General features: G+C 67.9%; 10 protein-coding genes and 3 pseudogenes. All 13 read right to left on the bottom strand.

The features are described 5' to 3' along the window. Nucleotides 1–50: 50 nt before the first annotated feature. Nucleotides 51–479 carry a hypothetical protein gene (locus tag OG883_RS07095; RefSeq protein ID WP_266536458.1) on the bottom strand — a complete coding sequence of 143 codons (429 nt, stop codon included), beginning with the start codon at nt 477–479 and terminating at the stop codon, nt 51–53. Beyond that, a complete protein-coding gene (locus tag OG883_RS07090) occupies nt 476–2,638 on the bottom strand; it encodes a hypothetical protein (protein WP_266536456.1) in 2,163 nt (720 codons plus the stop codon). Before OG883_RS07090 ends, OG883_RS07095 begins: the two co-directional genes overlap by 4 nt. Continuing rightward, nucleotides 2,635–4,479, bottom strand: coding sequence for a hypothetical protein (locus OG883_RS07085; protein WP_266536453.1), 1,845 nt, complete (start codon nt 4,477–4,479; stop codon nt 2,635–2,637). The genes OG883_RS07090 and OG883_RS07085 overlap by 4 nt, the downstream gene beginning before the upstream one ends. Before the next feature lie 53 nt (nt 4,480–4,532). Then, nucleotides 4,533–5,699, bottom strand: coding sequence for a hypothetical protein (locus OG883_RS07080; RefSeq protein ID WP_323180890.1), 1,167 nt, complete (start codon nt 5,697–5,699; stop codon nt 4,533–4,535). Between the two features lie 346 nt (nt 5,700–6,045). Beyond that, nucleotides 6,046–6,594: pseudogene (locus tag OG883_RS07075) on the bottom strand (DNA-processing protein DprA); the annotation flags it as partial. Beyond that, a pseudogene (locus tag OG883_RS07070) lies at nt 6,591–7,112 on the bottom strand (ATP-binding protein); the annotation flags it as partial. The pseudogenes OG883_RS07075 and OG883_RS07070, both read right to left, overlap by 4 nt. A gap of 94 nt (nt 7,113–7,206) precedes the next feature. Continuing rightward, nucleotides 7,207–7,608 carry a hypothetical protein gene (locus OG883_RS07065; protein WP_266536451.1) on the bottom strand — a complete coding sequence of 134 codons (402 nt, stop codon included), beginning with the start codon at nt 7,606–7,608 and terminating at the stop codon, nt 7,207–7,209. Then, nucleotides 7,605–9,689: a hypothetical protein gene (locus tag OG883_RS07060; RefSeq protein ID WP_266536449.1), complete on the bottom strand. Its 2,085-nt coding sequence runs from the start codon at nt 9,687–9,689 to the stop codon at nt 7,605–7,607. Before OG883_RS07060 ends, OG883_RS07065 begins: the two co-directional genes overlap by 4 nt. Next, nucleotides 9,686–11,602 carry a hypothetical protein gene (locus OG883_RS07055; RefSeq protein WP_266536447.1) on the bottom strand — a complete coding sequence of 639 codons (1,917 nt, stop codon included), beginning with the start codon at nt 11,600–11,602 and terminating at the stop codon, nt 9,686–9,688. The genes OG883_RS07060 and OG883_RS07055 overlap by 4 nt, the downstream gene beginning before the upstream one ends. Then, the gene (locus OG883_RS07050; RefSeq protein WP_266536446.1) at nt 11,599–13,146 is read right to left on the bottom strand and encodes an integrase; all 1,548 of its coding nucleotides are present in this window, start codon (nt 13,144–13,146) and stop codon (nt 11,599–11,601) included. The genes OG883_RS07055 and OG883_RS07050 overlap by 4 nt, the downstream gene beginning before the upstream one ends. 91 nt (nt 13,147–13,237) lie before the next feature. Then, nucleotides 13,238–14,470, bottom strand: a complete 1,233-nt coding sequence (locus tag OG883_RS07045; protein ID WP_266536444.1) for a hypothetical protein — start codon at nt 14,468–14,470, stop codon at nt 13,238–13,240. A gap of 348 nt (nt 14,471–14,818) precedes the next feature. Continuing rightward, nucleotides 14,819–15,913, bottom strand: a pseudogene (locus OG883_RS07040) (YifB family Mg chelatase-like AAA ATPase); the annotation flags it as partial. Continuing rightward, the gene (locus tag OG883_RS07035) at nt 15,913–16,284 is read right to left on the bottom strand and encodes a YraN family protein (protein WP_266536441.1); all 372 of its coding nucleotides are present in this window, start codon (nt 16,282–16,284) and stop codon (nt 15,913–15,915) included. The pseudogene OG883_RS07040 and the gene OG883_RS07035, both read right to left, overlap by 1 nt. Between the last annotated feature and the right edge of the window lie 40 nt (nt 16,285–16,324).

The following is a 16,324-nucleotide window of genomic DNA, read 5'->3' as shown; positions in this document are numbered from 1 at the left end:
GGCCCGGGGCAACATGCGTCCGCGGTCACGTCAGGAACCGGCGCGAGCCGTCAGGGCAGACGGCGGCTCCGCGGAAGCGTCCTGACCTTGGCAGCGTCGGCGTCCCGGCCCGAGAGAGCGGCGTTTTCCAGAGCGAGCTGGTTCAGGGCCGTCGCGTAGATCTCCAGACGGGCCTCCAGGTGGCGGCAGTGCTTGCGGAGATCGGCGTTCTGCTTCTTCAGCTCGGCGTACTCGTCGGCCTGCTGGACGGCGGCTGTCCGTTTGGCTTCGGCGCGTGCGACCTCGGCCTGGAACTGGTCCTTGAGGTCGGTGTGCTGGTGGGTGAGGTGCCAGCGTTTGACGTCGGCCTCGACCGCGAGCTGGGTCACGTTCAGGCGCCCGTTGGATCGGTGCGGGGTGCCGGCGAGGAGGCGGTTGATGGCGGCGATGATCCCGCGGCGGACGGGGTCGCTCTCGCCGTCGAGTGGGAGGACGGTCATTCCTGGGCTCCGCGCTGATGATGTTCGATGATTGCGCGGAGCCGGTTGAGTTCATGCTGCTCGCGCGCGTGACGGATGGCTGGGGCGAGGGGGTCGTCGACGATCTCGGCGAGTTCAGCGGCGCGTTCTTTGTTGATCTCGATGTCCCGGTCGGTGCGGGCGAGGCACTGGCAGTTGGGGCGGCAGTCGTCGGTGTCGGGGGTGACCATGGGGTCGTCCGCTGAGCCTCTGAGCTGGCAGGCTGCGACGGCGGGGTTGAGGACGCAGGTCATTCCCTCACCATGGTGGATCTGCAGGAGCGGGTCGCCGAGCAGGTCGCGCGCTTGCCGTTCGCTGGTCAGGACGCGGCCGGCGAACTCGCGGCTGGCGGCCTGGACGCGGTAGCGGTAGGCGTCGGCGGCGGGTCCGCTGACGTGCTCACCTGCGAGAAGGCGTCGTTCATCCTCGGCGATGCCTTCCATGCGGAAGAGCCAGTCCTCGAATGCGTACTCGTCCAGGAAGCCGGCCTCGTAGGAACCCGCGTAACCCTGCAGCATTTGGGTGTGGGCGTGTCCATATTGAATGGATGCGGCGATCAAGCCGCGGGGCTTGCGCCGGATGAACCAAGCCAAAGTCCGCCGGAAGCGACTGGCTGCGATCGGTCCAGCGGCGTCGGTCGGGATGTGATCCTTGCGGCCCAGTTGCTGGCAGCGCTCGTTGACCCAGGCCATGAACGTGGCCATATCTTCGGCGATGATGCGGTCCGAGCGGGCTTCACCGCGGCGTTTCGGTTCCTTGCCGGGCGTCTGCTTGATCGGGATGAGCCGGTTCGGGAAGAGCAGGTGACTCTCGTGCAGTCGCTCCAGGATCTCAACGGCCCGGGAGACGATCTCGATGACCACCCAGGGGTCCTCACGGACGGTGCCCTCCGGGATCTTGTTGCCGTCCTCGTCCTCGGCGCCCTTGAAGTAGAGCCCCTTGAGCAACCACAAGCCGGTGTCCTTGTCGAAGCTGACACAGCCCCGCCGCAGGTTGAGGACCTCGCCGACGCGCGCGCCCGAAAGGTAGGTGACGATGACGAAGCAGGCTGTGCTCAACAACCGCGCCAGCCGCGGGGCCTGGGTGAACGTGACCCGGGGATGCCAAGGCAGCCCGTCCAGCTCGGCGGTGACGGGGCAAACGAGGTTGATGTCGCCGCTGACGGGCAGACCCGATTCCATGATCATGCGGCCGGACGAGGTGAGCTGAAGCGAGCCCGAGCAGTTGAGCAGAGACGCAATGTGACGCCAGGCAAGATCCACAGTGCCGTCGTCACGGCGGGTGCCGGGCAGGCTCTCGCCCCGGCTGCGGAGCCCGTCGAGGTAGGCCACGACATCGGCCTGCAGTTCGCCGGGCTTCCGCAGACGCCGTTTGCCCCGCATGCGCTCCGGGCGCCGGGCCAACAGGATCTGGTACTCGTCCCAGGCGGCCAGGATGTCGTCGCTGAAGTCCTCCAGGAAGCGAATAGACCACCGCAGCAGCGGCTGCATCGTGTGCTCGCTGATCCGTTTCGTGCGGTTCTCCCGGTCGCCGCGGGTTCGCTCGAGCAGGTCCTTGGTGTCTTCGCCGTCCCAGGGAGGCGCCTCGGGAAGCCGCAGGTAGAACGGCAGAATGCTGCGGTGAATCCACAGCCGTCGAACTTCGGTGATGCGGCGATAGCGCTTGGTAGTGGCGACGCCGTCCGCGTCGAGCGCATCCAGATACTCCCAGAGCATCTCGTGGGTGACCTGGCAGAACTCGGTGATCCCCTGAGCCACGAACCACTTCATGACGGGCTGCAGGGAGCCGTAGAAGAGGATCTCGATCGTGTGGAGCGCGGTCCGGCCCGTCGCCGAGCGCCGCATGGTGCGGGACTTCGGGTGGTTGATCAACTGCCAGACGTAGAACTTCGTGGCCAGCCGCAACGGCTCAGGGATGGTCTCGAAGTTCAGGGACTGCGACCGGGCATGGGCCTCGAAGATCCCGGGGTTGAGGTCCCAGCGCATGTCCGCGAAGCGCGACAACCGCGCCGGATCGACGTCACTGGCCACCTCGCGGTTCATCAGCACGAGCGTGTCCGGGCCCGGCCAGATGGTGCCTTCCGGAAGTCCTTCGGGAAGGCCGTCCGGCTCGCCGAGCATGATCGGGGCGGGGGATGTCATCGGATGTCGAGCTCCCTGTTCAGCAGGCGGTCCGCGAGTTTGCGCTCGTCCGGCCCGACGGACCTGCGGGCATCTTCGACGGCCGTGTCGTCCGCCTGGTCCAGCAGATCGGCCAGCTGTGCGTGCGGGCCGGCGAACCGCTCGGCCCACTGCAGCGAGCCCATCTGCTCGCGCCGCTCGGCGAGCCGGTCATGCACGACGACCTGCAGCGGAAGGTGCCGGGGCAAGGCCCTGGCGCATTCGCAGTCCAGGCAGAGCAGGAGCGAGGCCCGGCAGGGCTCCCCCGGGTTGTAGGAGCCGTTGTTGTTGTCGGTGCAGGCCCCCAGCACCGTGTCCAACTCCCCCGCGATCATCTTCTTCAGCACCATCGGCTCCAGCCCCATCTCGGCGGCAACCTCGTCGGCGTTCTCCTGCGCGTGGGCCACCTGCTCGGCACTCATCGTGATGATCTTGGACCGGGCCCGTGCCTTGGCGACCTCGGTGTTCAGGGCCTTGGCCACGACCTCGCGGTATTCGTTGATGTTGCCGCGGTTGCGGACCAGGTAGCGGGTCGCTGTCCGCCGTGTGTGGGCGACGGGCTTCTGGTGGAGCTCGATGTAGGTCATCCGCAGCGTCTCCAGCCGCAGCGGCCGCAGCGGCAGCGGCTGCCCCTCCTCGTCCACCTCGTCCGCGGGCAGCTGCCAGTCCCTGCCGAGCTTGCTGATCAGAGCTCCGTCCGTCCGGATCGGGCGCCATCCCCGGCCCTTGGCCGTGCCCGGACCGCCGCCGCTGACCATGTAGGCGACCAGGAGGCGGTTGCCGCCGGCGAAGTGCCGGGCCCGTGCGGTCAGTTCGTGGACCAGGACGTAGAGACCGAAGGGCGTGTGCAGGATGTCCCGGGTAGAGATCTGATCAGGTTGTTCAGGGATGCTGATCCAGTCCGGGACCTCGGTCAGGGCAAGGTCCATGTAGGCCCGGCTCTGGCGACGCGGCTTGCGCAGGCCGACGATCGCCGTGCCGGGCCCGACGCCACCATCCGCCCGATGGTGGGCGGCCGTCATCTTCAAGATCGGCTCTGGATTCTGGCCCGTCATCACGCCGAACAGCACTGCGGCGGCGGCGATTTCCTCCGGGGTCAGATAGAGCCATCCCACGATGTCCTTGACCCTTCCGCGCTTCATCACCCAGGGCTCGGGCGCGTAGGCAACCACCGCTCCGGACTTGCGCATCCGGCGGGGAACGTCGCCGACGCGATCCACGTGGTCGAGGATCTGCAGTCGCCGCCGCAGGTGGAGATCGGTGCTGACGTCGAGGTCCCCCGCGCGGAACTGCTCCAGCAACTCGCGGTTGCCGCGGATGCGTTTCTCCGCCGAGCGCAGGGCCGTCCGTGCGGCCTGCGCGATCCGCTTCAGCTCGTCCCGGCTGTAGCTGTGGGCCGGCTCGCCTTCGGGCCGGGCCGGTAGTGCCCCGGCGAGCCGGCCCGCCAGAGCGTCGCTGATTCCCGCCACTCGAAGCAGCAGCAGCCGCAGATCCGCCAGCTCGTTCGAGGCGGTCTTGATGCCCTCGGCCTTGCGCTGGTCGTAGTACCCCTCGAAGTGCTCGGGGGTGACCTCGGCCGCACTCTGCGGGACCGCTTTCAGGCCCGTGAGGTAGCGGTCGAACCCCATCAGAGCGTGGTAGGACTTCCTGGACGAGTGGGGGGATGTCAGCCCCGCTCCGGGTGCGGTGCGACCGACCAGAGCCGCGATCAGCGGCTCCCGCAGGGCTTCGGGCATGGCCAGCGCCGACACGTCGTAGTCGACCCGGTCCTCGCCATCCTGGCTGTAGCACCGCACGACCCGGCGGCCGTCCTCGGCCGTCATCAGCCCAAACCGGGTCCTGGGCCCGCTCGGCAGGGCGGCCCGCCGGCCCCGGCTCACCGAGACCCCACCAGCGGATCGGTGCGGACCCACGGATGCTCGGCGAACACATCCGCCATGAACGACGCGACCGGGAAGCCGTCGGCGTGCGCCAGCAGCACTTCCACCTCCAGGGTCCGGAAGGGCTCGAGGTAGACACTCTTGGTCGTCTCGACGCTGCGATGCCCGAGCATCGTCTGGACCAAGTGCCAGGTGTTGCCGACCTCCTCGCGGAAGTCGCGCTGTTCGTCCTCGGTCAGGTGCCCAAGCTGTGCGTACTTGATCAACTTGCCGACCGAAAACCACCTCAGCGAGAACGAATGCCGCAGCATGTGGGCGGTGCAGCTGAAGTTCTCCAGCCCGAGCGACTCGATCCGCGCGTTCGCGACGTCGAAGGTGTGCTCCCAGCCGCCGCCGTCGCGCGGCAGGCCGTCCTCGTTCAACCACAGCGCCACCGGCTCCAGCCCCTGCGCAGTCTCGCGAAACAAAAGCATCCGGGTCTGCGGCCCGACGTCGTTCCACTCCTCCCGCTGAGAACCGCCGTCGGCCGAGGACATCGTCACCGAATGCCTGCCGTGAACGGCCCGCACGATGCGCCGGTTGGCGATCCGCTCGTAACGGCCCGCCGCCTGGGCCCGCCGGACTGCGGCCGCCCTGGCGCCTTCGACGTAGCCGAGCACCCCGCGCAGAGAGGACCTCGGCATCCAGTACTTGTGCCCGTACCCACCCTTCGCGCAGGCTTCGGCGAGCTCGCAGGTGAAGAAGCCCCGCCGCCGGTCGTAGGCGGGCAGCTCGGGCAGCACCACGCTGGCCCACTCCGAGACGCGCAGACCATTGCCGTAGAGGCCGTCGCAAAACGCCCGGTCCCGTTGCTCGTTGCGGCCCTTCCACCACGGATCCGGCCGACCATGGAGATCGAAGCCCCGGATGCCCAGGTCCACCCATCGGGTGTAGCCCCCAGGATCGAGCCACTTGACGTCCGCGTGCCGGACGATGCTCGGCGCGTCCATGTCCGCGAACGGATCGGCGACCCCAAAACGCGCGGCCACCTTGTAGAACTTCTTCATCCCGGCGAGATCCCGGGCGAACGTCCCGGTCTCCACCGTGTCCTCGTTCGCAGGATCCGTGACCCGCCAGAACAGGAACTCAGACGCCACCTCATCGTCGGCGTCCCACCAGTTCACACCGATCGTGAGCAGGTAATTCAGCCACACCATCAGCGAGTACGAGTAGTCCCGCTGCGTGCGCCAGGCCATCTTCCGCCACTTCGGCGACCCCAGGCAGTAGTTCACCCGCAGATCGGGCCGACCGTCGGGACCAATCACGAAGCGCTGCCCGTCGTGTACAGCCAGGTTCCCCGTACGAGCGGCATGGCCTGACCGCACTTCCCCCAGTAGCTCGGCGACGGCATCCTCCGTACGGCTCGGCGCGTGCCGATGAAGCTGCCAACAACGGCCACTCTGCTCCAACTCCGCCATATGAGTGACCTTATCGAGTGTCAGCAACAACTGTCACTGGATACAGAACTGCCGCCGCGCCGGACACCACGACCCAGCCACGCTCCGCGAGTCCCGAGGCGAGGCCGGCCGCCACATGTGCTCCGTACGGCGTGCAGGCTCTTGCCCCTACGACGGCGACGGAGCGCAGCGCCCATTTCCGCAGGTCGGCCTGGCCTCGCGTCCAGAGACCGATGGGTCTGGCGTCACCGAGGTCGTCGAGCTGGGTGGGCCACTCCCTGTCGCCGGGGCAGATGAAACGGCCCCCGGCCGCGGCGACCGCCGCCAGATCCCGCTCCGGCTCGGCCCTCGCCGCCCGTATCCGATAGCCCGCGAGTCGTCGCGCCGTCACCCCGGTGAAGGCGGGCACCTCGCCCTCCGGGGAGGTGAGCCGTGCCATGAGCTCCTTGGCCCCGCACTCGCGCAGCCACTGCCCGCCGTGTTCGTCCCCCGGCTCGATCACCCGCGTCAGCCCGGCCCGCGCCACTCGCTCCTCGTTCCCCGCTCCCACTCCTGTCCTCCCGGCTCCGGCTCCGGCTCCGGCTGCTGCTCCTGTCCTCCCGTCTCCGGCCCCGGGCATCATGGGCCTCCCCCGACACCCGCCATGGCCGCGCCCCGCGAGATTCCCGTACGCAGCTCCAGGGCGAGGTCAACGTCGTACGCCTGTGGCCGGTCCCGCCCGGCGAGGTCCGCGATCGTCCACGCCACCCTCAGCACCCGGTCCAGACCACGGGCGGTGAGCAGCCCCCGCTCCATGTCCCGCTCGGCCGCACCCATCGCACCGGTCGCCAGCGGCCAGCGCGTACGCAATTCGTGGCCCGGCACCTCGCTGTTGACGGTCCATGGGGTGCTTTGCAGCCGTACCGCCGAACGCTCCCTGGCTTCCCTCACCCGTATGGCGACGACCGCCGACGTCTCGCCTCTCCCGCCCTGCCCGAGCAGGTCGCTCCGGCTGACCGGCTCGACCCCGACCCGCAGATCGACACGGTCGAGCAGTGGCCCGGACAGCCGCGCCTGGTACCGGCGGATCACCGACGGCGGGCACTCGCAGCCCGCGCCGTGCAGGGTGTGACGGCCGCAGGGACATGGGTTGGCAGCGAGGTTGTGGACGTGGTTGAGAACTGACCGTTGACCGCCTCCCAGCCTTGGGCCCCCACGGAAGCGGCGGCTTAGCACAGATCTTGTTGCTGCTGACTCAACGAAGCCTGGGCTTCCTATTGATGCTGGTGACGTTCGACGCTGTCTCTAGTGCTTCCTGGAGCCGTTCGTTCCGGAGGGCGAGGTGCTGGATCTGCGCCGCAGCGAGGGCAAGCTGAGCTGCCAGGTCACGGTTCCGTCGGCGGAGTTTCGCGTTGCGGGCGACGAGCCTGTCGTGCTCGGTCGGGCCGCTGCTCGGAGTGACAGGGACTGCCCGGTGGTCGGCGATCTCCCGGGCGACCTCGGGATAGCGGCGGCGGAAGGTGGTGTTGGTCAGGCCGAGGCGGCGAGCCAGCATGAGGACGCTGGGCCTGGTGTTGGTCTCGCGGCAGGTGTCCAGCACCTCCTGGAGGTGCTTGCGGACCAGGGCCTCGGGGAGGTCTGAGACTCTGCGGGTCATGCCGGGACGGCCTCCTGCCCGTTGTCTGTCAGGAACTCCACGACCTCGGCCCGCCGGTGCTGGAGTCGCTGCCGGAGGCGGGGGGCCAGGGTCGGCCGGGAGGCGAGCCGTTTGTCGATGCGGGCGATCTCTCTCTGCCAGGCGGCGACGTTCTCGGCGGTCAGTGCGACATTGCGGCAGGCCAGGGGCATGCAGCCACCGTGCGAAGGAAGTCCTTCGCTGTTGCCGCCCCGCGCCTTCTCGCAGAGGGCTTTGGCGGAGTCGTTGACGCAGGTGATGTATTCGCCGGGATAGACCGCCGGATCGTGCCGTTTCATGATCCGTTTCAGGCGGTGCTTGTCCAGGGCGACCTGGCCCTGGAACTGCGCGCGCTCGCCGAAGTCCTTCAGCCGGCGGGCAGCCTCCTCGGCCGAGGGCCCGGCGAGGTCGAGGTGCTGGTGGGCTTCGATCATCTCCATGTAGACCTCGCCGCGGGCGATCGCCTGCTCGCTCTCGACCTCGGCTCGGAAGCCGGAGTCGCTGGTGCCTGCATATCCCTCGAACATCTGGATGCTGTGGTGGCGGTATTGGATGGCGCCGGCGATGACGCCGCCGGGGCGCCGGGCGATGAACCAGGCCAGAGTGCGCCGGAAATGGCTGGTCCTGAGCCTGAGCGGCTGGCCGGGCCCGGCGGCGATGGTGTCGGTGCGTGCATGGTTGGTGCAGAGGCGGTTCACGAACGCGGCAAACTCATTGAGGTGCGTGTTGGTCGCGTTGTTGCCGAGGGCGTCGTTGGTGCCTTTGTGGGACCCGGAGCCGTGGAGGAGGCGACCGAACAGGTGCCTCTGGGCCGGTGGTTGGAGCTGTTCGAGGACCTTGACCGCGCGGGCGACGGCCGCGTTGACCGTCCAGGTCGCCGGGACTCCGGCGACGTCCTCCTCCCCCTTGAAGGCCAAGCTGTGGAGCTTCCAGCGGTAGGGCCGGCCGTCTTCGTCGCACTTGATCTCCAGGCAGCCCCGCCTGATGTGTTTGACCTCGGAGTCCCGCATGCCGCTGAGGAAGGCGATCACGATGTAGCAGGCGGCCTGCAGGTGGCGGGCGACCCGGGCCAGGCTGTCGGCCGTCGTGTGGTCGGTCGTGATCGACTCGATCCAGGGCTTCTCGTCCAGACGTCCTCGGACGTCCTCGACGAACGCGGCCTCGGTGACACCGACGACGGTCGCCGCGGCGTCGATCAGATGGCGGTGCCGGTCAGCGCTCGTGCGGTCGCAGCCGAGGATGCCAGCGAGGTGAAAGAGGCTCGGCTCTCCCTTGTAGCCGGGCAGCGGACGTCCGACGGCGACGTACTCGCCGAGCAGTTTCTCCAGCCTTGCTCCAACACTCGTGTGAGCCGAGTTCCGGGCAGGCCGATCCGCGCGGGCCTCATGCCACTGCCGGTCGGCCTCAAGGATGTCGGGCGCGAAGTCGTCGATGAACCGCAGGGCCCAGATCAACAGGGGACCAAGCACGTCCTCGGGGAGCCGGGCCGTGTCGTTCTCCCTGCTCTTGGTCGGCCGGGACTCGCCCCAGCCGTCGAGGTGGAGCGGGTCGAAGCGGAGTGCGTCCTCGCCGAGGTGGCGGCGCCAGCGCCAGAACAATCGCAGGGGTGCCCGGGAGCGTTCGCGTTGTGCCTGGCTGTTCGGGAACCGGGCCAGGAGGTACTTGCGGTAGTCATCGAGGTCTCTGGGCGAGAGTTCGGACAGTTCGTTCCGCTCCGGCGGCCATCGGCGGTCGAGCCACTTCAGGAACCTCTTGATCTCGGTGAACTTGCCGCGGATGGTCGAGATCCCGGGAGGGTCCTCGCCGTCCGGCGCCTCCAGAGACAGCAGTGCATAGAACAGCCGCTTCGCGGACGGGTGGAACCGCTGCGGCAGGGTGGGGAAGTTCAGGATCATGGAATGTTCGTGGGCCTTGAGGCGGGCGGGGGTCAGGACCCAGATGTCATGGCTGTAGCGGGAGGTGTCCTCCAGGCGGATTCCGGACCGCAGCTGACGGCCGTGCAGGACGTACGGATCCTTGAGTGTGACGGCCGTCGGGTGGGCAGCGAAGGTGGCAAGGCTCATGGCTGTTCCCAGGGGGCTTCGACCAGATCGAGAAGGGCATCGGGCAGCGGCTGCTGGCGTACTTTGTCGACTTCTGCCGGGGTGAACTTGGATAGAATGTCGTGGCGGACGGCGGCCCAGGCGGGCCCGTAGCGCTTCCACCAGGCGTCCTCGCTCATGCGCTCGCGCAAGGTGCCCAGGCCGTTCAGCAGGCCCAGGAGCTTCGGAAGATGGGTGCGGGTGACCAGACAGTTCCCGCAGTGGAAGCAGGCGAGGAACGAGTCGCCGCAGGGGGCTCCCGTCTCCGGGTGGTGCTCGTAGTCCTCGCAGGCGGTCCAGGCGGTGTCCAATGCGCCGTCGGCGAGGTCCCGGGCGGTCTGGGCGGGAAGCCCCGCGTCCTCGAGTTGCTCGGGTGACTCAGCGTCCGGGATCACGGTGGGTTCGCCGCGGCGGCCGACAGCCGTCGCGTGGGCGTCCCAGGCGGCCTGTTCGGCGTCCGCGAGGGCTTCTGTGATCACTTCCTCGGCCCACTCACGAGTGGTCTCATCCGGTTCGAGGTAGTTCGTGAACAGTGTCTGGGCCGTGTTGCTCTTCGCGGACGAGGGAAGGTGCCCGCCTAGCTGCTTGGTGCGGCGGGCCTCGACGCTGGTCTTGATCTTGTTGAAGGTCACCTTGAGTGGCGTCGGGCCGGTGCGGGCGGGCTCCTCGTCTGACTCGCCGTTCGGTTTCTCGGCGTGATTCTTCTTCGTCTTCGCGGCGGGCGGCGGGTCCGCGAGGACCGGTTTGGACCGGGTGGCCGCCCACTGGGACATCGCGATCTGGCCGCCGTCGTTGAGGGCGGTCTCGAAGGGAGCGAAGTGCTCGTTGCGGTTCTTGATCCCGTTGCGCCAGATGCAGAAGGCCAGGGACGATCCGCAGATCTCCCGGCTGCGGGCGGTCAGCTCCAGCAGGAGGAGATAGAGGCCGCCAGGCGTGTGCAGTTCACGTTCTTTCGGGCCGATCTCCCAGGTCACCGTCTCGAACCACTTCTTGGCCCCGCGTCGGCGTTTGACCACGACAAGCTCGACCGCGCGGTCCTCCAGGGTCCGGTGCTTCGCTGGTAGTTCCTTGAGGGTCTCCGCGTTGCGCTCGGTGGCCAGGGCCAACAGGGCCATCAGCGGGGCCATGTCCCGCCAGGTCAGGAACAGGTGCGAGGCGAGCTCGGCCCGCCGCTGGCGAAGATCGAGGCCGAACTCCAGCAGGGGGACCTCGCCGGTGGCCGCCAGGGTCTGGGCCAGTTCCCTTCGTTGCGGCTCGACCTGCCCCGCGTCTTCGGCGAGCTGGCGTACGAGTTGTTCGCCGGCACGGATGCGACGGACGATGCGGGACGTGTCCGCCCGTGCGGCCGCGGTCAGCCGGTCCAGCTCGCCGCTGGAGTAGCCGCCGATCGCCACCGACCTGGGCCTGGGCAGGCGCCGGTTGAAGGCGTCCCAGGCTTCGGCGGGCAGCCGGCCTTCCAGATGGCTGTCCTCGAACTGCAGGCGCATCTCGAGCATGTCGCTGTATCTCGTGCGCGGTGACGCGTCGGCACGAGTGTGAAAGGCATCGACGTGAGCCCGGGTGAGTTCCTCGGGGACATCGGGACTCGGGAACGTCCTCTCCAGGAAGCGCGCCCAACTGCCCAGGGCCCGCCAGCTTCCTCTGGCGCCCGCCAGCGTGCGGATGCCGCCGCTGGGGCCGATCCGCAGAGCGAGGGCCTCAGCCAGCAGCGCGTGCCAGCCAGGCAGCGGCAGTTCGCCGACTTCATAGGTCGCGCGGCGGCCGTCGTCCCCGTGGAAGTCGACGACCAGGCTTCCGCCGACTCCCTTCCTGACCGGCGCGGGCGCCTCGTAGTCATTCGGCGGCAGGCTGGACGGGCGGCCCGGTCCGGTGCTGCCGCGGCCCCGGCGGGTCATGCCGGCCCTCCTTTCTCAGGCAGGTCGGGCGGCGGCTTCTCGTCCCCGATGGCCGTCACCGGCGTGTCGCGCGGGTCCTCCCAGGTGTCGGGGACCAGGGCCATGCGGGTTTCCATCTCCAGTTCCTGCAGGGCGTGCAGATAGATCAAGGTCGACAGCTGGGAGGCGTGTCCGAGTCTGCGGCGGACCCAGTCCATCGGGTCACCGAAGATCCGCTGGTAGTGCAGACGCTGGGCCGGGTTCATGTCACCGAGCGCGGCGATGTGTCCGCGCTGGAGCTGTTCGAGGGTGATGACCGCGAACGTGTGCCTCAGCAGATGGGCGTGTGCGAAGACGTCGAGGCCCTGTTCCTCGCACCGCCGGTTGGCGTCGGTGAACATGTCCTTCCAGGTCGACAAGGACAGCGGCATCCCGCCCTCGCCGAGCCAGAACATCGCTGGCTCCAGGCCCTGTTCGGTGTCGATCAACAGTCGCTGACGCTCGCGCGGATCGAGGAGCCGGACGTCGACCTTCTCGCCGCGGTTGATGCCGCTCGTGTACTGAGCCAGGTGCGGCCTCTCCGGATCGAAGATCACGATCGGCCGCCGGATCTTGTCGTAGCGGCCCGCGTCCCGGGCTTCCTCGACGACCCACCGCCGGTCCTCGGTCGCGTAGGCCGTCAGGTCCCGGCGGACCGATGCCGGCTCATAGACCCAGCGGGCCGAGTTCCGCTTCGCGATAGCCGCGGGCAGCCACGACTTGCTGTAACCAGCCGGGCCCGAGCCGGTCGGCACTTCCGTGATGAGGCGGCTGGCCTGCTCTTCGAGCCGCAGGCCGGTGCGGACCGTTGAGTCGGTGAAGGTGCCGTTGCGCGGGGCCCACCGGCCGCGGAAGTTGTCTCGGGGCAGGCCCTCACGGTCGTAGCCAAGGACGCCGACGTCCCGCCACCACCGGTAGGAGCGTGCAGGCAGCCACTCGAGGATCTCGCCGCCCTCGTCGTGGGCGTAGGTCGCCGGCACCGTCTCCTGCACATCGGCCGACTTCGAGCGCCGCCTCCGTCCCTTTTTCTCCTCGTGCTTCCCGTCGCGCCGTGGTCGCTGCGGGATCGGCACCTCCGGCACCCACAGCTTCCTCTTCGCGTAGACGTAGAACTGCTGCAAGTGGGAGACCTCTTGGCTCCACGTGTCGCCGTCGACGCGCGGTCCGCGAGGGTCACGACGACGCCAGTAGTGGTAGGCCGTGTGGTCGGCCTCGGTCGCGTCCCGCCAGTCCTTCCCACCCCGGCTCCGGTATAGGAAGTTCAGCTTCCGGCAGAGGGCCGACGCGTGGTTGAGCTGGCTGTTCAGCGGGCCCTCCATGAGGTTCACCTGATGGAAGTACGAGTTCAGATCCGTGTCGTAGACGAAGCACGGCGACAACAGGTACGGCGTCCCGTCGGGAATGCCCAGGTCATCGAGCCCCAGCTCCCACTCATCCTGGGAAATCCGCAGGTGCCAGGGCTGAGGCTCAGGCTGCGGCAGGTCCCGCGAGCTGTAGTGGACTGACCAGGCTTCTCGGATCAACACCTGCGGACCATATAGGTCCTGATCAATCGGGCGGCTACCGGAAGTGCGTGGTCACGCCCTGGTTGGTCGAGAGGTGGCGGCGTCGCCCTTGTCAGCGGTGCCGTCTTCCTAGTCGAGTGACCTGTCGATCGATCTCCACGGCTTGATGTCTGAGATCTGCCGACAGCGCAATGGCACGGGCTCTGGAAAGGGTATCCACTGCCGCCTGCGGTTCAGACCTTGAACTGTAGTAGCGAGCCAACGCTCGAGAGAGCCTGACGCCATATAGAGGGCTCAACCGACTTTCATCCTCGCCTGCTAGGCGCTCACCAAGCCTTCGCGCGTTCCCCTTGCTGTCACGGGACACGTAGAGGTCCAACAACCTCGACTCTATTCCAATCAGCTGCTGAGCCCTGTCGCCCGAAAGGCAACACGCTTCGTCAGCCTTCCTCTCCGCTTCAGAAATTGCAGATCTGGGCATTGCTGCCAGCGACTTCAACTGCTCCTCAAGGAACGATCTCCTCCAGTGTTCCGGCTCTATTACAGCGCATCCAGGAGCGTTTTGAGCCCGCTCCGCTACCGCCATGGCAGCATCTCTCAGGCCAACATTATTAAGAGTGACGGTTTCAGCCAGCAGCGCATTGAGTCGGAACCGTGCCACATAGTCTCTCGAAGCCCCTGTCAGCGTGCGACTGCCCCCCAGGGAGACGAGCGCACGCCTAGCGGACTGCAGGGCCAAGTCGTGGCGACCCAGCACGGAGGCGGCATCGTGCAAGAACATGAGCGCTTGAGTAAATTCGATAGGGAAAGTCGTAGCGTCTACTCTGTCAACGATTTGTCGCGCGTAGGTCCACACCTGAGAATACGCCCTCTTGGTATCACCCGGGTCTAGGCTCGACAGCGCAACGGAATGAAGTCGACCGATGACTCTAATAGCTTCTTCAATTTCATCACGACCGAGCGGGTTGGCTATGGCGCCTTCGATGGGGCGTCGCGCGGCGGCGAGCCTCATATGCTCAAGCAGAAGCTCACGTCTTTCACTGTCGGAGCAGAGAGTATCGGCAATCTGTCGCGCTCTACCCTTTGCAGGCGTCTTCAAGTATTTCAGAGCTTCGCTAATGTCGAGCAACGGCACATCTTCGACATCTTCCCAGTAAGCAGACACACGGCTACCTTCCAGGCCGGCATCAAAAGGCTTCAGAATGTAGGACACGTAGGGCGCCGAGAGGTTGAGCGCCCGGGCAAGCTCTTCTTGCGTTCCGTAGTCGGCTAGATATGCACGAACCAGGTCGACATACATCTGCCGGTGAAATATCCGAAGCCGGGGCCAGTCTGAGGCATGCACTGCAAACCTCCTTCTGACGCTGCAACAGATTAACTATTCTCCCCTGCACGCCGTTGAGACGCTACTGATCACCAGGCCGACAAGACCGGAAGGGGTCAGATGAACGGGAGCATCGGGATGGCAGTGGCGCTGGTATGCATCGCGCTTCTGATCGGCGTCATCGCCGCCCTCCTGGGCGGATGGCTCGCTCGCAAGTCAGGCAGGAACACCGCCGGCTGCATCGTCCAAGCGGCAAGCGCGTTCGCCATAGCCACCGGCGTGGTGCTCGGCGTCTTCACGTTCCTCGGTCTGAACCTGTGATCGCCCAGCCAACGGGAGATGGTCAGTGACCAAGCGTGCACAAGCGAAAACCATCAGGAATCTGGCGGGCAGCCGCACCACTCCCGCGCTCCGCGCCACCACCACATGCCCTGATTCGAGCGGCTGGCGCAAGGCATCCAGCGCCTTGCCCGAAAACTCGGGAGTCTCATCGAGAAACAGCACGCCCCTGTGTGCCAGCGACACTGCTCCCGGCCTCGGCAATCCGTTTCCTCCGCCGACGAGCGACTGCATCGTCGCCGAGTGGTGCGGCGCGCAGTAGGGCGGCGTACGCACCAGGGGCTCGCCCGGCGGCAGGATGCCCGCCACCGAGTGCACCGCGGTGACCTCCAGGGACTCCTGCCTGGTCAGCGGAGGCAGAACCCCGGGCAGCCGCTCCGCCAGCATGGTCTTGCCCGCGCCCGGCGGGCCGTGCAGCAGCAGATGGTGACCGCCCGCCGCCGCGACCTCCAACGCCATGCGTGCCGCGCGCTGCCCGGCGACATCGGCCAGATCGGGGCCGTCCGCCGGTTCCGGTGCCAATCCTGTGCCCACACCCGCACCCGGGACCATCAGCCCGGCCAGCATGGGGTCGGGGCGGCCCGGCGAGGCCGGCTCCTCGTGGGGCACCGGTTCGTTGGTCAGTACGGCGATGAGCTGCCGCAGGCTCCGTACGCCGAGCACCGACACCCCCGGCACCAGCGAGGCCTCCCCCACGGTCTGTTCGGGGACGACCACCTGCTCGTACCCCGCCTCGGCCGCGGCGAGAACCGCCGGCAGCACCCCGCGCACCGGCCGCACCCGGCCGTCGAGCCCCAGCTCCCCGATCAGCACCAGATCAGCGATGGCCCGCGGGTCGATGCGCTCCGCCGCGCCGAGCACACTGCACGCGACAGCCAGATCGAAACCGCTGCCACTCTTGGGTACGGAGGCCGGGCTGAGCCCCACCGTGAGCTTCTTCTGCGGCCACTCGGCGCCGGAGTTCACCACCGCCGCCCTGACCCGGTCCCGGCTCTCCACCAGGCTCTTGTCCGGCAGCCCGACCAGCGCGAACGCGGCCACACCCGGCTCCAGGTCCGCCTGGACCTCGACGACCACACCCTCGACGCCCACCAGCGCCACGGAGCACGCACGCGCGAAGCCCATCAGGCCACCCCCCGCGCATGCTCGAGGACCGGCGCGCCCCGTCTGGGCAGCACCACGCCCACGAGATCGATACGCACCCCGCCGGGCGGCGGCCCGCCGTGCCGCTCCAGCCAGCATTCGGCGAGCCGTCTCAGCCGCGCCGCCTTCGTCGGCGTCACGGCGGCCATCGGATGCTCGTACGGCCCGTGCACGCCCGCTCTGCGGGTCTTGACCTCGCAGACCACCACCGCGTCGCCGTCCCGGGCGACGATGTCGATCTCACCGGCCCGCCCGCAGCGCCAGTTCCGCGCCAGCACCGTCATACCGGCGCCGGCCAGCAGCCGTGCTGCCAGTTCCTCGCCGTACCGCCCCAGTGCACCCGTCGCGTTCATATCGGCACCACCTCCGGCACCGACTGTGACGCGTCAGATC

This window comes from Streptomyces sp. NBC_01142, from assembly GCF_026341125.1.
Classification (GTDB): Bacteria; Actinomycetota; Actinomycetes; order Streptomycetales; family Streptomycetaceae; genus Streptomyces.
This window is presented reverse-complemented; position numbering and strand designations above follow the sequence as displayed.